Genomic DNA, 25,387 nt, shown 5'->3' with positions numbered 1-25,387 from the left:
CCTGAAAAAGAGCTGAAGGAATTCGGTTCTTTTTTGTTTGTAGTATTTTGAAATTTCTTAATGTTATAATGGTAGTTGGTGATGAGAATGAACATAGATGAAAAAGAGATGCATCGTTTAGAGGCATTAAAAGAAATTGCTGAGTTACTAAATGAAGCAACAAACTTACAGGAAATGTTAGGAAAAGTGTTACATACATTATTACAAGTTATGAATTTACAAACAGGGTGGATATTCTTTATTGATGAAAGTGGAAAGCATCGTATGCTTGTAGACCAAAACTTACCCCCAGCTCTTACGTGGCAGGAAAAGAAGCCGATGTGTGAAGGCGATTGTTGGTGTGTAGAACGTTTTGTGAATGGAAGATTGGAAAAAGCGACAAATATTATTGAATGTAAACGAATAGAGGATGCGATTGAATGTAATTGGGGCGAGACAGAAGATGTTACACATCATGCGACAATCCCGCTAAGATCTGGATCAGAGAAATTTGGTCTATTAAATGTAGCCTCGCCTCATAAAACACATTTTTCCGAGGAGGAGTTAGCGTTATTAGAAGCGATTGCATTTCAAATTGGAACGACAATACAACGTATTCAATTAGTTGAGAAAGAACGAAAATATGTAGTTGTAGCTGAAAGGAATCGATTGGCTCGTGATTTACATGATTCTGTTAAACAATTGTTATTTTCAATTATGCTAACAGCGAAAGGGACTCTAAATATGACGAAGGATAGAGACTTGCAAGAGATGTTAAGTTATATTGGAGAATTATCACAGGAAGCATTACAAGAGATGACACTTTTGATTTGGCAATTAAGGCCTGAAGGATTAGAGAAAGGTTTAGCAGAAGCGATTCAAAATTACGGAAAACTGTTAGGGATTCAAGTGGAAGTTCGAATTGATGGAATGGTTTTAATTGAAGATGAAATAGAAGAAGTTTTATGGCGTATAAGCCAAGAGGCATTACATAATTGTAAAAAACATGCCTCATGTGAAAAAGTATGTGTTCATTTAAGGATAGAAAATAATAAGTTGCATTTTTACATAGAAGATAACGGAATAGGATTTATACAGGATCAAGTAAGAGAGTCAGCACTTGGTTTGAAAAGCATGAAAGAACGAATTGAATTAATGAGGGGAATTTTTCGAATAAAAGCAGAACCGGAAAAGGGGACAAAGATAGAAATTCAATTACCGGTTTGAGAGGGAGAACGTCAGTGAAAATTAAATTATTACTTGTAGAAGATCATCATATCGTTCGAAGGGGACTCGTATTCTTTTTGAAGACGAGAGAAGAATTTGAAATTATTGGGGAAGCAGCAAATGGTGAAGAAGCATTAACATTCGTCCAAACAGAAAGGCCAGATGTAGTATTAATGGATTTATCAATGCCGAAAATGGATGGTATTGAAGCGACAAAACGTATAAAACAATACGATGAGACAATAAAAATTCTTATGCTCAGTAGTTTTTCAGAACAAGATTACGTTTTACCAGCATTAGAAGCTGGGGCAGATGGTTATCAATTAAAAGAAGTGCAGCCAGATCAACTTGTTGCGTCAATCGTTGCGGTATATCAAGGAAACGCAAATTTTCACCCGAAAGTAACACCAGCACTGTTAGGACGATCAGCAGTCAAGAAAGAAAAAGAGAATCCTTTTTCTATGTTAACTAAAAGGGAGCAAGAAGTACTTCGTGAAATTGCGAAAGGAAGAAGCAATAAGGAGATTGCAGCAGAACTTCATATTACAGAACAAACTGTGAAAACACACGTTTCTAACGTATTGGCTAAATTGGAAGTAGATGATCGTACACAAGCTGCCTTATACGCAGTAAAGCATGGGGAAAACTAGAAATAAGTATGAATAATTGTGTCATATGCTACGGAAGAATACATATGAGAAATTAAAATGTATAGAGATGCCGAATAAAGGTTTTTCTTCTTTCAATAATTAGGTACAATAAAGTGAAACTTTAATCAGTGGGGGGCCATCCCCGCTGATTATTAGTTGAACCAATCGGGTTTTTACGGGCAGTTGATCTCCCACCTAACTCCCTTGCATTCATCGAATTTTGAGGTGGGAGTCTTACTGCCCGTTAATACGGGATAAAGCTACTATGGAAGGGGAAGATACGCTATGCCTGGTACAAAAAGTGGGATTGGAAAGATTCAGGCTTCGTTAAATGGTTTATCACCGAAATTACGAAGTATTGCCGAACATATTTTGAAACATCCACAAGATGTTGTACATAAATCGATTACGGAATTAGCGGAAGTTACGAATAGTTCCGAAGCAACGATATTCCGCTTATGCAAACACTTAGGTTTTCAAGGGTTCCAAGACTTGAAAATTACATTAGCTCGTGAGATTGTACATACCCCGATGCAAAATATTCATGAGGAAGTATCGGTAGAAGATAATATTGTCACTGTTGCTAAAAAAGTTTTTCATTCACATATTACAGGACTGCAAGATACATTACATTTGTTAAACGATAACGCGTTGGAACAGGCAGTAAGTGCGCTGAATGAAGCGAAACGAATTGAGTTTTATGGAAATGGTGGTTCAGGTATTATTGCGATGGATGCTTATCATAAGTTTATGAGAACGGGTATTTCTTGTATTGCTCATACGGATTCACATTTTCAAATTATGGGAGCTGGCTTGCTGACAAAAGAAGCGGTGGTCATTGCAATTTCTCATTCGGGCAGTAATAAAGGTTTACTTGAAGCGTTAGAAGTAGCGAAAGCAAGAGGGGCCAAAATTATTGCGATTACGAGCTATCAAAAATCGGCATTAAGCCAACTTGCTCATATAACATTATATACTTCGACGCGTGAGACGGAATTTCGTACAGAAGCAAGTTCGTCACGATTAGCGCAGCTTAGTTTATTAGATACTTTGTATGTGGGATTGTCATTGCAGCGACAAGAGGAAACACTACAAAATTTACAAAGTATACGTGAAACTATTTCGATGAAGCGAATATAAAAAGCTCTTCAAATGAAGAGCTTTTTATATTGGCGAGTAGTCTGTTGATATACCCTCTAGATCTACTTGTTCTAAGTGTCTATAGAAATATGCCAATTACCTATAATAATAATCTCTCATCTTTTAGACCCTTCATTTTTTAAACCTCGATATTTTGCATATGAAATTTAACAAGTAGCTTGATACATCAAAATACGTATTGGGTAATAATTCAAATATTGTTCAATATTTTACAATAAGCTTATGAAATTCCATGTTATGATGAACCTGTAATGATGATTGAACACTTAAATTTGGTACAATAATTAGCCAAAATAGTGAGGACAGTAGTTGTGAGATAAACTCATTAAAACTCTAAAACACTAAAGGGGAGATCACATATGAAAGCAGTAGTAGTTAATAAAAACAGTAAAGCAAATATTGAAGTTATTGAAAAAGAATTACGTCCGTTACACTCGGGTGAAGCGCTAGTAGATGTAGAGTATTGTGGAGTTTGCCACACTGATTTACACGTTGCGAATCATGATTTTGGAAACACCGATGGCCGCATCCTTGGTCATGAGGGTGTAGGTATTGTTACTAAAATTGCTGATGATGTTACTTCACTAAAGATAGGTGACCGTGTAAGTATTGCATGGATGTTCCAATCTTGTGGACGTTGTGAATATTGCGTAACGGGGAGAGAAACATTCTGCCGTGAAGTGAAAAATGCTGGTTATTCAGTAGATGGTGGTATGGCTGAACAATGTATTGTTACAGCTGATTATGCGGTGAAGGTACCAGAAGGATTAGATCCTGCTCAAGCATCATCAATCACATGTGCGGGCGTAACTACATATAAAGCTATAAAAGTATCAGACATTAAACCTGGTCAACCTATCGTAATCTATGGTTGTGGTGGATTAGGTAACCTAGCTATTCAATATGCTAAAAACGTATTTGGTGCAAAGGTAATTGCAGTAGATATCAATGACGACAAATTAGCCTTAGCAAAAGAAGTTGGTGCTGATATGACTATCAATCCGATTTCTCAAGGTCCTGCTGATAAAATTGTTCAAGAGGAGTTTGATGGTGCTTATGCTGCTGTAGTAACAGCAGTTTCTAAAGTAGCATTCAACTCAGCAGTTGATGCAGTACGTGCTTGCGGTAAAGTAGTTGCGGTAGGTTTACCAGTAGAAACTATGGATTTAAACATTCCACGACTTGTATTAGACGGAATTGAAGTAGTTGGTTCTCTAGTTGGTACTCGTAAGGATCTGGAGGAGGCATTTATGTTCGGCGCAGAAGGAAAAGTAGTGCCGGTTGTTCAAACGTGTTCTCTAGATAAAGTACAAAATGTATTCGAAGAAATGGAACAAGGTAGAATTCAAGGGCGTATGGTAATCGATTTTAAACAGCATAATTGTGAGTGTAAATAATTCATTTTAAATATAAAAAGCATGAGTCTAGCAAAGGACATTTAAAAAAGTTAGACGGCATAAAAAAGATGATCCCTCGTATTCAATAGAGATCATCTTTTTTATATTCTACTAATATCAATGCCAATTAATACTTGATTGATGAGACATGATTAAAGGTTCACTTTATCTGCAAACGAAAAAGAATCTTTACTTTTAACAAATTTTTTATGATTTGGAACGGTTTGAATTGCTACAACTTGCGAATCTCTTGCTTTCAGTGCATCTTGAATCCCGATTGTCATAAGCTTAATAAATAGAATCGTAATAAAGAATGAAACGAGAGTATACAAAATAATCCACCATGAAATATTCATTTCATAACGATTTAATCCAATAAGGCCTGCCCAATCATTCGATAGAGAAACAGGTTTGAGTACTCCGTCATAGAGTTCACGCATTTGTATCCCACCAATTACAATATCAAGCAACGCTAAATGGATAACGAGTATGAGTGTTTGGACGATATGTTCCATAAATAACACAAATAAGCGATCAAGTAATAAGACTCGTAAGTGTTTTTTGATAATATGAAAACGGCTAGCACCCAGTAATTGTGAACTTAAAATGTAATCTCGTTTCATAAATTCATCAACCTCTGAGGAGATATATAAAGAAAGTGTAGGTAGAGCGACGAAAATAAGTACGAGAACTTGATAAAACGCAAATGAAATATTTGGATCTAATCTATCAGCATTTGATATGATTACAATATTAACGGGCGTGATGAGTATAAATGCGATAAATAAAGTAGGAATATAGTAAAAAACTTCTGAGCATGCCTGGAAAAATCTCTTGAATCTTGGAGCGTATAAACTTAAGAGGATTCCTATACATGTTCCGAATAAAATTCGAAAGAAGCTAATTGCCACAGCTAATAAAATGGTGAATTTTGCTCCTTCTACAATTTGTAAGAAAACAGACTCTCCAAAACGATCAGATCCAAAAGGCGGCATTAACAATGGCGAAAAGGGGGCCTTTCCAAGTAATTCGTTATTGTCATTGTAAAGTAACTGAGGAGGTTTTGGGATGTTATCTTTAAAGAACCAACTATAAATAAAACTAGCTGAAACAAGTATGAATAGATAAGTAAAGCCGATTAAAAATCGTTTTGATTTCCAAATAGATTTCATAATGCTGCTCCTTTCAATTGCTTTTGCCATCTATTCATCATGAATGAGATTATTTGGAAAATGGCATAAAACGGTAAAATAATCATAACAAGTATGATAAATGCAGCTGGGGGTGAAATAAACGCCTTCTTAAATAAAAATTGAATAATGCCTTCCATATTAAAAACAAATTCTAAAATGAATAAGTTAGAAAGTAAGAAAACAAAAATCGTTTTTAAATGGTGAAAGAAGTGGATAGATATATTTTTGAATAAATGAATGCAAAGTATATAACTTGATGAAAGTCCTTTTCCATATGCAACCTCTACGTAATGTTTTTCATGTTCTTCTTTTATGTATAACACCATCATCCGAAACATTTGTAATGTAGGTAAGACTGCTAAAGATAAAATAGGGAGTAAATAAGCTCGATTTTCATTAAAAGAAATAATGGTGACAGGAGATTCCCCGAATTTCTGAAGTACCCATATGAAAAATATTTGCAAACAAATCATCATCATCATATCAGGGATAGCTTCTAATATGAATACAATTCGGTTTATCCATTTTTTTATATAATCTTTTGCTAAAAAATAAAAAAATGCCATACTAGATGATAGAAAGAGTGCAAGCAAAAAGGCTATAAATAATACAGTAAATGAATATAGGTAAGGTTCTAAAACAGTTGGAAATAATGGTGTTTTTTTGAAACTACCAAATTTCGGGTCTGATCCGATAACCACTAATGATTCAGGGGAGAAAACCTCTTTTAACATAGTAACGATCTGATTAAAAAAGTAAATTGGTTGAAAGGTAAATCCTTGTTGAGTGATAAATAAATAAGGTAAATTTAATAATAGTAAGAGTGATAAAAGAATTGATGAAAGCTTAATTGTGAATTGAGATATTGTATTTAACATTAAATCCCTCCGACATCTTTTTACAACATTATACAATAAAGTTCATATTCTGTTTTGATTTTTCTGAAAAATATAAATACTATTAGATTTTATAGTATGGAACATATATTTACAAGGTAAAAAAGTGATAGTAGGGAGCCACGCCCTATGTCCATCAAGCTAAGAAAACGAGAACTTATATATTATTATCTTTAGGTGGAGGGGAAAGAATGTTTGATAAATTAAAAAGGTTATTTAAAAAAGATAAAGAGAATGATTTAGAAGATGAGAGGTACATTTTGATTTGAAAAAAATTTTCTTCTGATAACTTGATTTATGAAAAAATATTTTATATACTAATTCATGTAAACGGTTTACTAGATCGTATTTTGCTAGAAACGAAGGGAAGGTTCGCATGGAAACAAGGGGGAGAGTAATCGGGGTTGACATCGGTACCACAAGTACGAAAACGGTTGTATTCACTGAAAAAGGAAAAGTCGTTGCTTCACATGCAATTGATTATCCAATTATTCAACCGAACGTCGGATGGGCTGAGCAAGATCCTGATGTAATATGTGCTGCTGTATATAAAACTGTAAGCGTTGCCATTGAAAAGGGTAATGTGTCACCGGAAGATATTTCTTCAATCGGTATTAGTACAGCGATGCATGCCTTAATTGCTGTAGATGAAAACGGTGCGCCGTTAACGCGCTCTATTATTTGGGCAGATAATAGAAGCACAAAGCAATCAGAAAAACTATTACAACAAATGAATGGTCATGACATTTATAGAAGAACTGGTACACCAATTCATCCGATGTCACCACTTTCTAAATTACTGTGGATGAAAGAAGAAGAAACGGATTTATTCAGAACTGCTTATAAATTTATTTCCATTAAAGAGTATGTCATTTATCAATTATTTTCACGCTATGTAGTTGATCATTCAATCGCATCAGCTACTGGGTTATTTAATTTAGAAACATTAAACTGGGATGAAGATGTTTTAACTATGTTAAATATGTCACCAGAACAATTATCAACACCTGTACCAACTACATATATTTTATCGGGAATGAAACCGGAATTAGCACAAAAGATGGGCATTCATGAAGATACTCCAGTTGTTATTGGTGCGAGTGATGGTGTTCTTGCAAATGTAGGTGTCGGTGCAATATCACCTGGATCAGCTGCAATTACGATTGGGACAAGTGGTGCGGTTCGAACAATTTCATCAAGTGTTAATACAGATGAAAAAGGAAGAACCTTTTGTTACGCATTAACAGATGAGCACTGGGTAATCGGTGGACCGACGAATAATGGCGGGATTTTATTAAGATGGCTACGTGATGAATTCGGTAGTCCAGAGCAAGAAGTTGCAAGGAAGCTTGGGATTGATCCTTATGATTTATTAATTAAGTATGCAGAAAGTGTACCAGCTGGAGCAGAAGGATTGCTATTTTTACCGTTTTTATCTGGGGAACGTGCACCTTACTGGAATGCAAATGCTCGTGGTACATTCTTCGGTATAAACCTTCAGCATAAACGAGAACATTTTATACGAGCAGTTATGGAAGGTGTTTGTATGAGTGTGTATTCAGTAGCACTTGCCATTCGAGATTGTACAGGGCCACTTACTGAAATACGTGTTTCAGGAGGCTTTGCGAAATCTGCATTTTGGAGACAAATGTTATCTGACATGATGGGGAAAGAATTACTTGTTCCAGAAAGTCATGAAGCATCTGCGCTTGGGGCAGCGGCACTTGCTTTGTATGCAATTGGGAAAATTGATTCGCTTGAAGAGGTGAAGGATTGGATTGATATTGTCCATCACCATGTACCGAATAAAGAAAATACGGCTTTATATTTAGAGATGTTTTATATGTATGAACGACTTTACAATCGTTTGAAAGAAGAATTTGATTGTATAGCTGCTTTCCAACGTAAACAATAGGGGGATTGGGAGAAATGGTAGTTGGAATCGTACTAGCGGCTGTTGTTATATTACTTTTACTAATTACGGTAGTAAAATGGCATCCATTTGTCGCGTTAATTTTAACAGCCATCGGTGTAGGGCTAGCAATGGGGATGCCCTTAATTGGAACTTCACCACAACATCCAGGGATTATCGATTCTATTAAATTAGGTCTTGGTAATACGTTAGGGTTTTTGGCGATTGTTTTAGCTTTAGGAACAATGCTTGGAAAAATGATGGCTGAGTCTGGCGGTGCTGAACGAATTGCTAACACATTAATTGGACGTTTTGGGAAAAAGCGTGTTCACTGGGCAATGATGTTCGTTGCATTTATAGTAGGGATTCCGGTATTTTTCCAAGTTGGATTTGTACTATTAATTCCGTTAGTATTTACAATTGCGTTAGAAACAGGGGTATCACTTATTACAATCGGTATTCCGCTAGTAGCAGGTCTTTCGGTTGTACACGGACTTGTTCCACCGCATCCAGCAGCTATGGCAGCGGTAGGTATATTTAAAGCAGATGTAGGGAAGACAATTTTGTATGCATTAATTGTCGGACTTCCAACTGCAATAATTGCAGGTCCGCTTTACGGGAAATGGATTGGTGCTCGTATACATAAAGAAGTACCGTTAGATATAGCGGAGCAATTTATTGAAAGAGATAAGAAGAAGGAACTTCCTAGCTTCGGAAATACATTGTTTACTATTTTACTTCCAGTATTTCTTATGCTAGGTGCATCGATAGCGGAAGTAGCATTAAATAAAACAAGCCAACTTGCACAAGTATTGCATTTTATTGGAGATCCAATAGTCGCATTATTAATTGCCACGATATATTCTTTCTTTAGTCTTGGCTATGCAAAAGGGTTTTCTAAAGACAAAGTCTTACAAGTTACAAATGATTGTTTAGGCCCAATTGCAAACATACTGTTAGTTATCGGTGCAGGTGGTGCCTTTAATAAAGTGTTATTAGATTCTGGAATTGGAACTACAATTGCGGAGATGGCGAAAGAATCACATATTTCACCGATATTATTAGGTTGGGGAATTGCTGCACTTATTCGAATCGCGACTGGCTCTGCTACTGTTTCCATGATGACAGCAGCAGGAATAGTGGCACCGATTGCGGCAAGTACACCGGGAGTTAATGTAGAGTTACTGGCACTTTCAACAGGTGCAGGGTCATTAATTTTATCGCATGTAAATGATTCTGGATTTTGGATGATTAAAGAGTATTTTGGAATGACTGTGAAAGAAACATTATTAACATGGACCGCAATGGAGACAATATTATCTGTTGTAGCACTTGGATTAATTTCGTTATTAAATATATTTGTATAGAATGGGAGATTGATTAATATGAAACTAGGTTTAATTGGATTAGGAAAAATGGGATTCCCATTAGCTGAACACTTACATGAAGACAAGCATGAAGTAGTTGTATACGATGTAAATAATGAGCTTGTTGAAAAGGCAGGGGAATTAGGGATTACTGCTCGTCATACATTAAAAGAAATGATCTCTGAATTAGAAGCACCTCGTACAATTTGGGTAATGGTACCTGCAGGAGAAGTTGTTGAGTCAGTACTAAAAGATGTATATCCATTATTAGAGGAAGGCGATATCGTTATTGAAGGTGGAAATTCATTCTATAAGGATACGTTACGCCGTGCTGAAGAAGCGAAAAGCTTTGGCTTACATTATGTAGATATCGGTACATCAGGCGGTGTAGAAGGAGCTAGATACGGCGCTTGCTTAATGGTTGGTGGAGAAAAAGAAATTTATGATCAACTAGAACCTTTATTTAAAGATTTAGCAGTAGAAAATGGTTATTCATATGCAGGCCGCGTCGGTAGTGGGCATTTCTTAAAAATGGTTCACAACGGTATTGAATACGGAATGATGCAAGCAATCGCTGAAGGATTTGAAGTACTAGATAAAAGTGATTTTGATTTCAATTATGAAGATGTTGCAAAAGTATGGGCAAACGGATCGGTTATCCGTGGTTGGTTAATGGACTTAACTGAAAAAGCATTTGCAGAAGATCCGAAACTTGATGGCATTAAAGGTGTTATGAACTCTTCAGGAGAAGGGAAATGGACTGTTGAAACTGCGCTTGAATTACAAGCAGCGGCACCAGTTATCGCTATGTCATTATTTATGCGCTACCGTTCACAAGAAGATGATACATTCCACGGAAAAGTGGTTTCTGCACTTCGTAATCAATTCGGTGGACATGAGGTTGTGAAAAAATAGGAAATATTAGTTTTGTGAAACTCATACGAAAGTATGAGTTTTTTTATTTCTCATACTATTTAATGAAAGTTTTTCCCTCTTTTTACTGTGTTTTGTATAGAAATTTCTGATAATATATAAATATAACTTGAAAACAAAGGGGAGAAATAATTATGAAACTAGTCGTTATTAACGGTACACCAAGAAAATTCGGTAGAACTCGCGTTGTGGCAAAATATATTGCAGAGCAATTTGAAGGGGAGTTATACGATTTAGCAGTAGCGGAATTGCCTTTATATAATGGAGAAGAATCACAACGTGAATTAGAGGCAGTAAAAAAATTAAAAGCTTTAGTGAAAGCAGCAGACGGTGTAGTACTATGTACACCAGAATATCATAATGCGATGAGCGGAGCGCTGAAAAATTCGTTAGATTACTTAAGTAGCAGTGAATTCATCCATAAGCCTGTCGCATTACTAGCAGTTGCTGGAGGAGGTAAAGGGGGAATAAACGCATTAAATAGTATGCGCACTGTCGCTAGAGGCGTTTACGCAAACGCAATTCCAAAACAAGTCGTGCTTGATGGATTACATGTGCAAGATAGTGAACTTGGAGAAGATGCAAAACCATTAATTCATGATTTAGTTAAAGAATTAAAAGCATATATGAGCGTATATAAAGAGGTGAAAAAACAATTAGGAGTTGAGTGATATGTCCTCTCTTTATCATGATTCTCGCTTGTATTACATTCTAGGAGCCAATAGTTTATCCGCTATTGGTTCCGGGATTGTTATGATAACGATTCCGTGGTTGTTAATTAAGGAAAGTGGAGGAGAGACAACATTTGGTTATGTTTCTATCGTTGCAACTCTCATTATGTTTTTACTAACACCATTCATTGGGCAAAGCATAGATCGTTTTTCAAGAAAATCTTTATTGTTATGTAACGAAGGTATCGGGATAGCCATTATAGGAATGATGGCCATTTGGGGATTTGCTGGGCAATCATACAATTCTATTCATTACATTATTATTTATATAGCAGGTTCTTTCTATTATTTATTATTCTATCCCACAATATTTGCATTTAACCAAGAAATATTTCAATCAGAGCATTATAAAAGTTTAAGTGGCACAATGGAAATACAAGGACAATTAACGCAAGTTATTTCAGGCGCAGCTGCTAGCTTTTTAATTGAGATTATTTCTTTGAAATGGATCTTGTTAGTGGATATGTTAACTTTTGCAGGAGCATTTTTTCTTTTCTTATGTATACCGTATGTAAAGAAAAAAGAAGTAAAACGGAAAGCAACATTTAAGAAGCAATTGTTCGAAGGAATTCACTTTATGAAAAAGCGCCCTAAGTTATTTTGGTTTTTACTAGCGACTTATATGCCGTTTATCGGTGTCATGATGGCAAATTATTTAATCCCAGTATATATTTCAGATATACTCAAAGCTAGTGCCTCTGTATACGCAATTGAAGGTATGATGTACGGTGTCGGAGCGGTTCTTGCAGGAATAAGTATTCCAATCATGATGAAATATGTCAAAATAGAAATTTCAATCGTTATGACGATGGTTATTTATGTAATTTCAATTACCGCAATGATTATTGAGCCTTCCATTATGTTATTATATGGACTAGCGATTTTCCATGCGATTGGAAATGCTGGAACACGAGTGGCGAGAAATGTATTGATGATGGAAGAAATCCCAAACGAAGTAATGGGACGTGTGGACAGCTTATTTCGATTAATTGGCACAGGAATTCGAATTGTATTATTAATGTTGTTTACGGCAGGCGTATCTAAAGCAGGGGTAATGATCCCGTTTTACGTACTGAGCTGTATATTGATCCTATCATTAGGGATTGCTTTTTATTATGTAATTTCAAAACGTAAAACGGAAGCGAATGTGTCTAATAAATCAATTGTTTAAAAAATACTTCTGCCTCCTTTTCTTTTTCTATATAATAAAAAGAAAGGGAGTGTTAACTTATTTATGAACAAATGGATATTGCTTATAATCTTATTACTACCTCCGCTATACATCATTTATATGACGTTTCGAATGAATAAAGTTGCTCGTGAAACATTGAGTAATCACTCTCCATACGTTCTTATATTAGGTGCAAAGTTATTTGGAGATAGACCGTCTTTATCTCTTCAAAATCGTTTGGATATAGCGTTGGAATATTTACATGCTCACCCTGAGGTGAAAGTAATTGTTTCAGGTGGTCAAGGGGAAGATGAAGATATACCGGAAGCTCACAGTATGAGAAACTATTTAATGGTACATGGTATAGATGAGAATCGTATTTTAATTGAAGACCGCTCTACAAATACGTATGAAAATTTAAAGTTTAGTATGGATTTATATGATGTAAAGCATGCGGTAGTTGTAAGTAATACGTATCATTTATATCGAACGAAAATAATTGCAAAGCGTTTAGGGATAAAGATGGAAGCTTTGGCTGCTGAAACACCGAGACGCTCTAAGAAAAAAGCGTATGTGCGTGAATATGCTGCAATTATGAAAACAATATTGTTCGACCGTTAGAGCTCAAATGAGAGCTCTTTTTTTGTATAATAAAGCGTATCATTTGAAATGAATGCTATATTCCATCAAAATAAAGGAAACAACATGAAAGGAGTTGTGTCTGTGATTCAATTTAATCATGTGTCAAAAGCGTATGAAGATGGCACAAAAGCAGTGGATTCACTACATTTAGAAATTAAAAAAGGAGAATTTTTTGTTCTCATTGGTCCGAGTGGTTGCGGGAAAACAACGACAATGAAGATGATTAACCGTTTAATTGAAACGACGGAAGGATCAATTTTAATCGATGGAAAAGATATTCAACAATATAACATAAACGAACTACGTTGGAATATAGGGTACGTGTTGCAGCAGATTGCGCTGTTTCCACATATGACAATTGCTGAAAATATTGCAGTTGTCCCTGAAATGAGAAAATGGACCAAAAAGGAAATAAAAGCACGTGTCGATGACTTGCTACAGATGGTTGGGCTCGATCCAGATGTATATCGTGATCGTATGCCAGATGAATTGTCGGGAGGGCAGAAACAACGTGTTGGTGTCGTACGGGCATTAGCCGCAAACCCGAAAATTGTACTTATGGACGAACCATTTAGTGCGTTAGATCCGTTAAGTAGGGAGCAGCTCCAGAAGGATATCGTACAACTGCAAAAAAAGATTCAAAAAACAATCGTGTTCGTAACGCACGATATGCAAGAGGCTTTATCACTTGGTGATCGTATTTGTGTAATGAAAGAAGGAAAAGTTGTTCAATTAGATACACCAGAAGGAATTATACATAACCCGAAAAATGAGTTTGTAGAGGAGTTCATTGGAAATCGTGGACGACCTTGGTATGAGGGGAAGAGTATAGAAGAGGTATTGCCGCTAGACGAGGGTATACGAGTTGAAGGGAATGCTTTATCTTTACATTCGTCATTACAAGAAGCACTAGTCCGCTTACAAACTGAAGAGTCAGTGCCGGTTGAAGAGCATGGTCAATATGTTGGAGCGTTAACAAGTCGTCATATTGTCAATTACATTGTTGAACAAATGAAGGAAAGAGGCTAAACAGTGACTGATTTTATTCAAACGTTCCAAGAACGAAAAGTAGAATTGCTAAGTGCATTAAGTGAGCATTTACAAATATCGCTTATTTCACTATTTTTTGCAGTAATTATTGCAGTGCCACTCGGCATTATATTAACGAGAAAAGAACGAATGGCTGAATTTATTATAGGGACTTCTGCTGTTATGCAGACAGTGCCCTCACTTGCTTTACTTGGACTATTAATTCCATTAGTAGGAATTGGAAAACTGCCAGCTATAATCGCATTAGTTGTGTATGCACTATTACCTATTTTACGAAATACATATACAGGAATACGGGAATTAGATGAATCACTTATAGAAGCGGCGAGAGCTATGGGGATGAATAGCTGGAAAAGATTATGGAAGGTAGAGCTTCCGCTCGCATTGCCAATTATTATGGCTGGTATTCGTACAGCGATGGTATTAATTGTTGGAACGGCTACATTAGCTGCTTTAATAGGCGCTGGTGGGCTCGGTAAGCTCATATTATTAGGCATAGATCGAAATGACCATGCGCTTATCATTTTAGGGGCCGTACCAGCTGCGTTACTCGCTTTATTCTTTGATATAGTACTTCGCATACTTGAGAGCCCGAAACGCTCTTCTAAGCGCGTTATATTGACGATATGTATAGTTGTAGTAATGATAGCTGCTCCATTTCTTTGGAATACCGAAAAGAAAGACATAGTTATTGCTGGTAAACTTGGATCTGAACCAGAAATATTAATTCAAATGTACAAGCAACTTATTGAACAGGATACAGATTTACAAGTGGAATTAAAGCCAGGCCTTGGAAAAACAGCATTTGTATTCGAAGCGTTAAAATCAGGTGAAGTAGATATATACCCAGAATTTTCAGGTACAGCTTTATCTACTTTCGTGAAAGAAGAACCGAAAAGTACAAATCGTGATGAAGTATATGAACAAGCTCGTATTGGAATGGAAAAGAAATATAATATGGTTATGTTAAGGCCAATGGAGTATAACAATACATACGCACTAGCCATGCCGAAAAAAATAGCAGATCAAAATAACATAAATACAATTTCTGATTTAGGAAAAGTTGCACAGGAAGCTAAAGTAGGATTTACATTAGAATTTGCTGATCGTGAAGATGGTTATAAAGGAATGCAAAAATTATATAACTATAAGTTTTCAAATGTTAAAACGATGGAACCGAAACTGCGCTATAGTGCAATACAATCGGGAGATGTTAACGTAATCGATGCATATTCAACAGATAGTGAATTGGAGCAATATGGGCTTAAAGTGCTAAAAGATGATAAAGGACTATTCCCGCCTTATCAAGGAGCACCATTATTAAGAAAAGAGACGTTACAGAAATATCCTGAACTCGAAAAAGTATTAAATAAATTATCTGGAAAGATTACAGATGAAGAAATGAGAAAAATGAATTATGAAGTAAATGTGAATGGGAAAAGTAGCGAAGAAGTCGCAAAACAATTTTTACAAAAAGAGAAGTTACTTCGTTAATTTTACAATAAATATACAATTTTATATGTATGAAATGACCGCTCATTACAAAATGAACGGTTTTTTTGTGCATACTTATACATTTTTTCAAAAAAGTATTCCATTTTTCTTCATTTTCTTTTAGAATAAGTAATGTTTTCCTGAAAAAATATAAGAGAAACGTCTATTAGAGAAAAAGGTGACTTTAATAGTTGAACGAACATAACACCTAGAATGACAGATGGGGTGGTACAAATAGAAAAGAAGTTAGGGTTTTTTCCGTTAATCGCATTAGTAGTTGGAACGATGGTTGGTGGCGGTGTTTTTAGTTTACCGCATGATTTAGCAGTAGGAGCAAATAGTGGTGCAACGATAATTGGTTGGTGTATTACAGCAATGGGAATGATTCCACTTGCGCTCGTATATCAAACGTTAGCAAGACAAAAACCGGAGCTTGAGGGCGGAATCTATAGTTATGCACGAGCTGGATTCGGTGAATATATTGGTTTTAACAGTGCTTGGGGATACTGGCTAGCAGGGATTTTAGGAAATGTTGCAACAATTATGTTACTGTTTAGTACATTAGGTTACTTCTTTCCAATTTTTAAAGGCGGAAATAATGTTGCGTCAATCGTGGGTGCATCACTTTTATTATGGACATTGCATCTTCTAATTTTATTTGGAATTCGTGAAGCTTCCATTATGAATGTTATCGCAACGATTGGGAAATTAGTTCCGATCTTATTATTTATTGTCGTGATGGTAACAGCGTTTCGCTGGGATACATTTACACATGACTTTTGGGGCGAAGGAACTATCTCAGTTTCCTCTGTACTAGGTCAAGTGAAAAATACAATGCTTGTAACCCTTTGGGTGTTCATTGGGGTTGAAGGAGCAGTTGTATTATCAGGAAGAGCTAAAAATAGTAGAGACGTTGGAAAAGCGACAGTACTTGGACTTATTTTAGTAATGTCTATTTATATTTTAATTTCTGTTCTGTCAATGGGAGCCATGACAAGAAAAGAACTTTCAGTATTAGAGACTCCTTCAATGGGACATGTATTAGAACATGTTGTTGGGCCATGGGGTGCAATGGCAATTAATATTGGATTAGTTGCGTCACTTGTAGGTACATTAATTGGCTGGTTTTTACTTGTTTCTGAAATTTCTCACGTAGCAGGAAAAGACGGCGTGTTTCCGAAAGTCTTTACGAAAACAAATAAGAAACAAACGCCGCATATGGCATTGTGGATTTCAAATATCGTTGCCCAAACTATATTTATAATCGTTCTGTTTTCACAATCGACATATCAAATTATGTATTTTATTGCGTCAACATCTATATTACTGCCGTACTTATTATCAGCGCTATTTCAATTGAAATTAGTCATCACGAAAGAGCTGAAAGTTGCGAGAGTAAAAAATGGATTGTTAGCATTAATTGCTTCCCTATACTCTGTATGGCTAATTTATGCAGCTGGTTTAAAGAATTTATTGCTTGTTTCAATCGTATATGGTATTGGGATTCTCGTGTATATGTTTGCAAGAAAAGAAAAAGGGAATCGTTGTTTTTCAGGCAAAGAGCGATATGTGATGTGGGCAATTGTTATTGCAGCTATTACATCACTTTATATGTTACTGACAGGAACTATAAAAATGTAAAAGTCCTTTTAATTTAAAGGGCTTTTTTCCTTGTCTAGAGAATATTTAATACATAAGATATTCAGGAGGGATGAAAATGGAAGAAAAAGAACAGTTGTCTAGAATTATGGATTTAGCTAGTGATTTAAGGAAAGTATTAGTACAAGAATCTTTTTTTAATCATCATCCTGAACTTCGAGGCGTGATTGAAAATTTAGCGAGTTCTGTAGAGAATTTGGCGAGTTTGCAGCAAAATAAAGATGAAAATGCCGAAGATCGATTACGGTACGTACTTGCTAAAATGAAAATCGCTCATAATGCCATTTTACAAGAAAAAAAAGCATTTCCTTCTCATTAATATACGTTTTAATTTTGAACCTGACGGATGACGTCAGGTTTTTTATCCTTTTCGGCAAGAAGACTCCATCTGATTTGTGTTACGGGTGAAACCCAACAATTCAGGTGGAGATGAATTGCCGTCAGAAGGTAGGCTGAACTCTTTTGTTTCGTTCATAACAATTTTTTAAAGAGCGAATATTTGTTTCTTTTGCGTCTTGCGATATAATTAGTCGTAGATAAGGAGACAATATATATGACAACGAAATTAGATAATAATAATCATTCAGTGTTCTTACTCTACTATCATTTAGTTTTGGTTATTAAATACCGTAGAAAAGTGATGAACGATGAAATTTCAGATTATCTGAAAGAGCACTTCATTCGGTTGCTTGAGCCAAAAGGAATTACTGTAGAAGAATGGAATCACGATGAAGACCATGTTCACGTTTTGTTCCGTTCAGTTCCAAACATTGATTTGTCAAAAGCGATTAACAGTTACAAAAGTGTTAGTTCTCGTTTCGTGAAACGAGATTTTCCTAAGATAAAACATGATCTATGGAAAGAAATGTTTTGGTCTCGAAGTTATTGTCTTTTAACAACGGGCGGTGCACCTATAGGTTCTATCCGTAAGTACATTGAATCACAAGGAATGAAATGATTTTAATGAACCCCCTGAGAAAGGTGGTGAAAACAATGGGTAGAAAGAAAGCAGTGAAAGTATTACGTAAACAAAAGAAAAGAGAAAACATGCAACGCTTCACGCAGAAACAGAATATCGGACGAGCTTGCCTTACTGCGAAAGAATTTCGTTTACTGCAACGCATGTCACATAGTTCAAAAGCGTTGCGAAATGTTGGATTGTACACGATTAAACAAAGTTATCTGAATAATAACAAGATGGCTACTGTAAAAGAAGTGGACACTGCCATGCAAGCCGATATGAACTACTCGGGCGTCCAATCAAACTCTGTTCAAGCGATTCGTAGAGCCTTATTTACAGAAGTAAAAAGCTTTTTTAAAGCATGGGAACAGTGGAAGAAAAAACCGGAAACATTCACAGGCCGTCCTAGGTTTCCGAATTATTCTGGTTCAACGGACAAACGAATCATTGAAATCTATCAGGTTCCAAAAGTGGATGATAACGGGTATTGGATGATTCCGATGAATGTGGCATTCAGAAAAAAATTCGGTTCCATTAAAATACGTATGCCTAAAAACGTAAAAAATAAAAAAATCTCCTACATTGAGATTGTACCGAAGCAAAAAGGTCGGTTCTTTGAGGTGCATTACACATATGAAATGCACGTTTCTCAAATGAAGAAACCATCCACGACTACTAGTAACGCTTTGAGTTGCGATTTAGGTGTAGATAGATTATTAAGTTGCGTAACAAATACAGGTGACACATTTTTAATTGATGGAAAAAAATTAAAATCCATTAACCAATACTTCAACAAAAAGATACGTAATTTGCAGCAGAAAAATACAGGAAATGGAATTTCAAGACGCGTTGTAACGAATAGAATGGCCGCACTTTGGCATAAACGAGAAAGACAAATAAATGGTTACATTTCACAAACTGTGGGTTTGTTGTTCAAAAAAGTGAAAGCATTCGATATAGATACTATTGTCGTAGGGTATAACACGGGTTGGAAACAAAAATCTGATATGGGAAAAAAGAATAATCAAAAGTTTGTTCAAATTCCATTTCATAAACTGATTGCAGCAATTGAGAATAAATGTATAAAAGAAGGCATCCGATTTTTAAAACAAGAAGAAAGCTATACTTCAAAAGCTAGTTTTCTTGATAAAGATAGGGTCCCAGTTTGGGATAAGGATGATAGGACGCATTATCGCTTTAGTGGCAAACGAATCACTCGTGGTCTGTACCAAAGTAAAGCAGGAACATGTATCCACGCTGATATTAATGGTGCGTTGAATACATTGGGAAAATCAAGAGTTGTAGAATTGGATGACAACCTCAAAGTGAAAACGCCGATTCTATTAGAAGTGCAAAAACGTAAGGCTGTTGCTTCGCGCATAGCTTAGTGGGTGCGTCAACCATCCATGTGTACTCGACTTGTCGGGGCTTGTAGCACACGCCGGATTCATCTGAGTGGTGGCTTCTTCTATAAGGAAGAACTGCTCTTTTTCGAAAGGGTGGTGCAAGTGGGGAAACGATTGTTCGTTTCTAGTACCAACCAAAAACATACTTGGGGTGTTACTGTAAGGTGGCATGAATTCTAGAGCGTCAAACTGTCTAGCGATAGACGAAAAGACCTAGCGTTCTAACTCAAGCCCCCACTGAAACGCTTCATCTCAGTGGGGGTAGTTGACTTCTAGTTTTAGATTGTAGTTCATACAATAAGAATAGTATGAAAAAAAGAAGGTGACTACGTTGAAATTACATAAAGCTCTTCATCCAAGTTTTATAAAGCGAATGTATTATATGAGGTTTATTGGGAAGTTTGCAAAAGCTGAGGGAGAGAAGAATGGAGAAAATTTCTTTGTACAATGTCTTTCTTCAATACCTTTAACTTTACAAGAGTTATTTCCGACTGGAAAATATTTGTTTGAAGGATTATGCAGTAATAAAAAGAATGAAAAAATCTTTACTGATTTAAAGAAGCATAAATTAGAAAAGCAACTGGTCATGTTTCGTCTTTATTATGATCGTGGAAATTTATTTCTGGAATTAATATGCACAGAAGAGCCTCGGGAAATAGCATCTTCATATAAAGTGATTCCTTCACCAAAGGTCTCAAATTATAAAAAGAGAGCGTCTTTGGAACGGAAGTTAAGCAACGGTTATTTATCATTTCTTATGCCTAAATTACCAAAAGACTTTGAGCCTCCAGAATTATTGTGGCATGAAGGAAGGCTATATGGAAATTTATCGTTAAAATCATCAATAAGTTCAATTTCATATTTTGAGCAAAGAAAAGAATGCAAATATATTGAAATAAATGATTGGATGAAACATGTAGAAATAGCAGTAGATGATCATTTATATTTTGTAAGTGAAAATGTGTATGACCAACTAAATAAACGAATTGCTGAAGAAGGTAAGTTAGTTGAAGTAGAAGATATTAAAATGCAAAAGGATGACTGGGAATGGGATGAGCGTGAATCCTCTTTTTTGCAGTATGTACAAAGTATGGTTCGTAATAAAGGGTTATATTTGGATGATACAGATATATATAATTTTCACATTAGTATTAAAACCAATATGTTAACAATTGTTGGTGGTATACCAGGTGTTGGGAAATCACGCTTTGTGCAAGCTTATGCAGAATCACTTGGGTTACGTTATGGGGAAGAATTAATTTGGATTCCGATTTCACCATCGTATCAAGAACCACATGATATTCTCGGTTATCTTCATCCGAATGGTAATTTTATTGAAAGTGAAACGAAGTTAGTTCGGACATTGTTAAAGGCTAAAGAAAATCCAAATCAATTGTATATAATTGTGTTCGATGAAATGAACATGTCACATATTGAGCATTGGTTTACTCCGTTTCTATCCGTTCTTCAACTTGAAAAGAAAAATCGTATTTTGAGTTTGTATGAGAAAGTACAAGAAATAGAAAATCAAATTCCACCTTCAGTGGAAATTGGTGAGAATATTATTTTCGTAGGCACTGTAAATTTTGATGAAACGACGAAAGAGCTTTCCGATCGATTATTAGATCGAACAAATTTGATTACATTACAAAAAATTCCGTTTTGCGAGATGAGTATAGAACATGAGAAAGTTGTTCAGCAACCCCCGCTGAAAGTAACAACGGGAGAATTTCGACTCAATTGGTTTAGGAATAAAGAGATGATCGAAGTGTATACTGAAGAGGAATTAGAGTTATTGGATAAGTTACATGATGTATTATCATCACACGATATATCAAAAGGAATTTCTTTCCGATGTGCAAGCGCAATCGCTACGTATTTGCAAAATATACCGTTCCAAAATAATCAGTCCTATATGATTAGCAGGGAAGAAGGTTTTGATTTGCAAATAAAGCAGCGTGTATTAACGAAATTAAGGGGGACAGAAATGACAGTGGGCCCTCTACTTTCTGAAGAAGCAAAAAGGGGAGCGACATTGATACCACTTTTACAGTCTCCGCTTGCAAATCGTGTATCTACATTTGAACATTCTTTAGCTTATATAAGACAAAAGCGTAGAGAACTGGAGCTGTATGGCTATGCAAAATGAGGAGCGTTATGAAACAGCAATCGTCGATACGAAAGAAACGCTCCCGTTTGTATTGAAGCTAATTATTGGTACTGAGGGGAAAGGCGATTTTATTCTTTTAAACCGGCTTTGTACGTCTACTACAGCATTAGTTCAATGTATTTATAAAGTACAGGAATTAAAACCACTGAAATTACATTTCCATTATCAAAATCCAATGGATATTACATTCATATGGAATAAAGTATATGAGGGACAAAAGAATATAAAAGAGTCACAATATGAATTAAATGAAAAAAAACAAAGAGTATTAGTGTATGAACATGGAAAAACTGAATTTTTTTATCCGTGGCGCTGTGGCTTATACCATTTTGAAGTGCGTATAGAAGATAAAACTTATTATGGTGCGTTTCAAGTTGTTCCTAAAAACTTTTTTGATGACCAATTTGAAATGATTCAAGATTATGTGAAGTCAATTTTAAACGAGTTAATTTTAGATAGAGGTTATTACAAGAAAACTTTCTCAGCACTTAGCGATATTGAAGATTCTTCTTATTTGGTATTGTTAAGAAAGTTGCCACAAAAAATGAAAAGAATAAAACAAATTTTTAAGAAAGTAGAATCGAATGCGGAATTTGTACACGAATATGAATGGGAAACGAAAGCGCGGAAGGCAACGAGAAAAACTGCCATTATGACAGAAAGAAAGCTTTATGCGAAATATTACAACCGTAAATTTAAGGAGCAAAAAAATAGTATTGAAAATGCATTTCTTAAATTTAAAACGATGCAATTCTATTATTATTTACTTGAAGCAGAAATTTTTGTACGTAAAACTATTGAAATACTAGAAGGAGAAAAGAAGAAAAAGTCAGATGAATTTCAAGCTGTTAAAACAATTATGAAAACGATTGAACGAAATGGATCCGTGACGGATAGGGAAAAACAAAAATATAGAAATCTACATTTACTGAAAGAAGCAGATTTACGGAAAAGTTCTGTGAAAATACAAGAATATAAAATATTAGCTCATATCGTATATGAAAGTGTGCAATACTTTCGAAATTTATTGTATTCTCCATTTTGGAGGGAAGTTTCTGAAACAGCTACCATTAATTCGAACACTTTATCTATACCGCATCAACAATTAATCCACCATTTAGAATTGTTACCGCAACATACGGAGCAACCTCCATCTTTATTATTCGTATATAAACCAACGTTTTTAGTGTATGAGTATTACGCTTTTTTTATCGTTATTTCTATATTAGAACAAATCGGATTTGAAGATAAGAATCCTATCCGTGAACAAATACAAGAACATTTTTATTTAGACGGATTACAAGATGGAACGACAGTGATTTTACATCGAGATGATATAAAAGTGCACGTCGCGTTTAATGATTTAATTGAAACACACCCTCTTATTGCACTAAGCAAAGGAAGTAATTTTTATAACGGAGAGGACACAAAGAAGCCGGATATTCGTTTAGATTGTTATGTAAAGGAAGAAGAGAAGTATGTATATAAATCTTCTATTATTATCGAAGTGAAATATAGTCCTATGTACAATATTTTTCAGCCTGTAGGTAATACGAAAGCAACGGAGCAAATGTATAAATACTGGTCTATTAAGTATGTAGAAGAACAGAATGGTAAACGAATTTTTAAGCGAAGAGCGATTTATGAAGTGATTTGTGTATATCCAGGTAGCCATATGCATAGTAAAAAAATTGAATCTGGATGTGGAGTGTTTTTACAGCTATATCCATATAAAACGAAACAAGGAGAAGAGAAGTTGGCTGGGAAGCATGGGATGATTCAAATTTTTGAGAAATGGTTAAAAAGTAATGAAATGTAAAAGAAATCCTTTTTAATGAAGGATTTCTTTAGGTTAAGAAGAATTATATGCAGTACGGAAAGACACATTATACGGTTCGAACTTGATAGTGATTATCATTTTTTTATTAGAGTAATTGAATCTTGTTATGTTTGTAACAGTATGGGGAATTAAGGGGTTTTGCATGTGTATGAATGACTAATAAGTAGGAATTTAATTCATTTTGCAGAATATAATAAGACATAAATATTTTTAGTTGCATACGAAGATTTGTTCTTATATGATAGTAAGTGAAAGCGTTATCAAAAACAGAGCGGCGATGGGAAAGGCGGTTAAATATGTTCCAGCGTGTTCAAACAAAGGAAGAGCATTTTTGGTTCGAGCAACTGTGGGGAGATTTTTGTGAAGAAAGAAACTTAATGTTTGTAGAACGTAATTTAAATCCATCACGATTTTTATTAATAGAAGATGAACATCATATTGGTACAGTAGAATGTATTAAGTTTACAGTACCTGAACAATCAAATTCTGAGTTTTTCTATCCGTTTTCTAAAAATGATTTAGTGAAAGATTTGAAAAATGTGTATGAAATAGGAAAGTTAAGTATTGCGAAAACGTCTCGGGGGAGAGGACATTTCAAAAGGCTGGCAGCTATTTTATTTATGCATGCGTTAGAGACGAAAGCGGAATGGTATATTGCAGCAGTTACAAAAAGAATGTATATGTATTTACTTACACTCGGTTTTCCAATCGAACCGATAGATAGTCCATTCCAGTTTCATGATACTTTACAAGGTGTACCAGTGCGAATTCATGCTCGAAAAGGGGCTACACATCTGTATTCTTTGAAAGAATTCCGTGATATTATTCAAGGGAATGCTCATGCGCAGGCACTTATTGCAGAATACAGTAAAAATATTATGTTAACAAAATGAAAATATATGAATATGTATAGTATGAAGAAGAGTTACTTATTACGGGCATCTGTTTTCATACAAAAAGTAGACCCTTATTCTCAGAATAAGGGTCTACAATATTATAGTCCAAATATACTAAAAATCATTTTACGACGCTTCGGTTTCTTTTCTCTTTCATATGTTGGTTTTGCATCAGGAGTAATGTATATTGGTTCTTCTTTTTTTAGGGCAGCTTCTAGTTTTTGAATTCGTTCTAACATTTCCTCTATTTCGCGGCGATGTTGTAAAAGTTGGTATGTAACGACATCATTTGCTTTATCTTGCATTTGTTCTTCCATTCGATCTAGTCTTCTCGTAATTGTGGTAAATTGAGCTGTTAATTGCTCAAAATCATTCGATGATGTGTTTTGAACAATTGTGTTTACTTGAGTTTTTAATTTTTCTACATCATTTGAAGATGGTTTTTGAGTAGTTTGAGAGTTTTGAGGCTGGTCCATTTGAGAGCGATGGTATTCTAACATTAGATCTAAATCACCTTGTGTGAAAATAAAATGACCATATTTATTTTTTTTAATCGTAAGATTTAATTGTTGTGCAATCCGGACAACAGCCTTTGGGCTAACACCTAATTTCTTTGCGATAAATGGTGTTTTATATTCCAAAATAATCCCTC

Annotated in this window: 22 protein-coding genes; 19 read left to right on the top strand and 3 right to left on the bottom strand. The window is 35.2% G+C overall.

Features of this window, described 5'->3' with window-relative positions; all coding sequences use genetic code 11:
- Positions 1-87: 87 nt before the first annotated feature.
- From MR066_RS12945 to adhP, 4 genes are all read left to right on the top strand, one after another.
- Complete coding sequence (locus MR066_RS12945) at positions 88-1,206, top strand: GAF domain-containing sensor histidine kinase (RefSeq protein WP_002031724.1); 1,119 nt, start codon at positions 88-90, stop codon at positions 1,204-1,206.
- A gap of 14 nt (positions 1,207-1,220) precedes the next feature.
- Positions 1,221-1,856 (top strand): response regulator, encoded by a 636-nt coding sequence (locus MR066_RS12940; protein WP_002031722.1) that lies wholly within the window; start codon positions 1,221-1,223, stop codon positions 1,854-1,856.
- A 285-nt stretch (positions 1,857-2,141) separates the two neighbouring features.
- Complete coding sequence (locus tag MR066_RS12935; protein ID WP_002012688.1) at positions 2,142-2,996, top strand: MurR/RpiR family transcriptional regulator; 855 nt, start codon at positions 2,142-2,144, stop codon at positions 2,994-2,996.
- Between the two features lie 380 nt (positions 2,997-3,376).
- Positions 3,377-4,414, top strand: coding sequence for an alcohol dehydrogenase AdhP (gene adhP / locus MR066_RS12930; RefSeq protein ID WP_002031819.1), 1,038 nt, complete (start codon positions 3,377-3,379; stop codon positions 4,412-4,414).
- 152 nt (positions 4,415-4,566) lie between these two features.
- On the opposite strand, the gene MR066_RS12925 is transcribed toward adhP, so the two are convergent.
- Positions 4,567-5,586: an ABC transporter permease gene (locus tag MR066_RS12925; protein ID WP_242247414.1), complete on the bottom strand. Its 1,020-nt coding sequence runs from the start codon at positions 5,584-5,586 to the stop codon at positions 4,567-4,569.
- Positions 5,583-6,485, bottom strand: coding sequence for an ABC transporter permease subunit (locus MR066_RS12920; protein WP_242247413.1), 903 nt, complete (start codon positions 6,483-6,485; stop codon positions 5,583-5,585). Before MR066_RS12920 ends, MR066_RS12925 begins: the two co-directional genes overlap by 4 nt.
- Before the next feature lie 394 nt (positions 6,486-6,879).
- Here MR066_RS12920 and gntK point away from each other — a divergent pair, with 394 nt between their 5' ends.
- The 15 genes from gntK to MR066_RS12845 all read left to right on the top strand — a co-directional run bounded on the left by gntK (position 6,880) and on the right by MR066_RS12845 (position 24,732).
- On the top strand, positions 6,880-8,418 hold the full coding sequence (gene gntK, locus MR066_RS12915; protein WP_242247412.1) for a gluconokinase: 1,539 nt from the start codon (positions 6,880-6,882) through the stop codon (positions 8,416-8,418).
- 14 nt (positions 8,419-8,432) lie between these two features.
- Positions 8,433-9,782, top strand: coding sequence for a GntP family permease (locus tag MR066_RS12910; RefSeq protein ID WP_002136120.1), 1,350 nt, complete (start codon positions 8,433-8,435; stop codon positions 9,780-9,782).
- 18 nt (positions 9,783-9,800) lie between these two features.
- Positions 9,801-10,697, top strand: a complete 897-nt coding sequence (gene gnd, locus MR066_RS12905) for a phosphogluconate dehydrogenase (NAD(+)-dependent, decarboxylating) (RefSeq protein ID WP_002031808.1) — start codon at positions 9,801-9,803, stop codon at positions 10,695-10,697.
- Between the two features lie 152 nt (positions 10,698-10,849).
- Complete coding sequence (locus MR066_RS12900) at positions 10,850-11,386, top strand: NADPH-dependent FMN reductase (protein WP_002031805.1); 537 nt, start codon at positions 10,850-10,852, stop codon at positions 11,384-11,386.
- Position 11,387: 1 nt separating this feature from the next.
- The gene (locus MR066_RS12895; RefSeq protein ID WP_016102081.1) at positions 11,388-12,617 is read left to right on the top strand and encodes an MFS transporter; all 1,230 of its coding nucleotides are present in this window, start codon (positions 11,388-11,390) and stop codon (positions 12,615-12,617) included.
- A 63-nt stretch (positions 12,618-12,680) separates the two neighbouring features.
- On the top strand, positions 12,681-13,238 hold the full coding sequence (locus MR066_RS12890) for a YdcF family protein (protein ID WP_002127228.1): 558 nt from the start codon (positions 12,681-12,683) through the stop codon (positions 13,236-13,238).
- Positions 13,239-13,340: 102 nt separating this feature from the next.
- On the top strand, positions 13,341-14,288 hold the full coding sequence (locus tag MR066_RS12885) for an ABC transporter ATP-binding protein (protein ID WP_033709046.1): 948 nt from the start codon (positions 13,341-13,343) through the stop codon (positions 14,286-14,288).
- 3 nt (positions 14,289-14,291) lie between these two features.
- Positions 14,292-15,803 carry an ABC transporter permease/substrate-binding protein gene (locus MR066_RS12880; RefSeq protein ID WP_002031797.1) on the top strand — a complete coding sequence of 504 codons (1,512 nt, stop codon included), beginning with the start codon at positions 14,292-14,294 and terminating at the stop codon, positions 15,801-15,803.
- Between the two features lie 213 nt (positions 15,804-16,016).
- Positions 16,017-17,444 carry a basic amino acid/polyamine antiporter gene (locus MR066_RS12875; protein WP_242247411.1) on the top strand — a complete coding sequence of 476 codons (1,428 nt, stop codon included), beginning with the start codon at positions 16,017-16,019 and terminating at the stop codon, positions 17,442-17,444.
- Positions 17,445-17,520: 76 nt separating this feature from the next.
- Positions 17,521-17,781: a hypothetical protein gene (locus tag MR066_RS12870; RefSeq protein ID WP_002085825.1), complete on the top strand. Its 261-nt coding sequence runs from the start codon at positions 17,521-17,523 to the stop codon at positions 17,779-17,781.
- Between the two features lie 234 nt (positions 17,782-18,015).
- A complete protein-coding gene (gene tnpA / locus MR066_RS12865) occupies positions 18,016-18,420 on the top strand; it encodes an IS200/IS605 family transposase (protein ID WP_242247410.1) in 405 nt (134 codons plus the stop codon).
- A gap of 35 nt (positions 18,421-18,455) precedes the next feature.
- A complete protein-coding gene (locus MR066_RS12860; protein WP_242247409.1) occupies positions 18,456-19,811 on the top strand; it encodes an RNA-guided endonuclease TnpB family protein in 1,356 nt (451 codons plus the stop codon).
- A 349-nt stretch (positions 19,812-20,160) separates the two neighbouring features.
- Positions 20,161-21,978: an AAA family ATPase gene (locus MR066_RS12855; protein WP_002012669.1), complete on the top strand. Its 1,818-nt coding sequence runs from the start codon at positions 20,161-20,163 to the stop codon at positions 21,976-21,978.
- Positions 21,968-23,818, top strand: coding sequence for a hypothetical protein (locus MR066_RS12850; RefSeq protein WP_242247408.1), 1,851 nt, complete (start codon positions 21,968-21,970; stop codon positions 23,816-23,818). Before MR066_RS12855 ends, MR066_RS12850 begins: the two co-directional genes overlap by 11 nt.
- Positions 23,819-24,135: 317 nt before the next feature.
- Positions 24,136-24,732, top strand: coding sequence for a hypothetical protein (locus MR066_RS12845; RefSeq protein ID WP_002085820.1), 597 nt, complete (start codon positions 24,136-24,138; stop codon positions 24,730-24,732).
- A gap of 101 nt (positions 24,733-24,833) precedes the next feature.
- Here the strand turns inward: MR066_RS12845 and racA are convergent, their stop codons facing one another.
- The gene (racA, locus tag MR066_RS12840; RefSeq protein WP_002012665.1) at positions 24,834-25,376 is read right to left on the bottom strand and encodes a chromosome-anchoring protein RacA; all 543 of its coding nucleotides are present in this window, start codon (positions 25,374-25,376) and stop codon (positions 24,834-24,836) included.
- Positions 25,377-25,387: the final 11 nt, after the last annotated feature.

This window comes from Bacillus cereus group sp. BfR-BA-01523 (genome assembly GCF_022662615.1).
In the GTDB taxonomy this organism is placed as follows: domain Bacteria; phylum Bacillota; class Bacilli; order Bacillales; family Bacillaceae_G; genus Bacillus_A; species Bacillus_A mycoides.
Note: the sequence above shows the minus strand (reverse complement) of the source record. Positions and strands in the feature narration are given on the sequence as shown.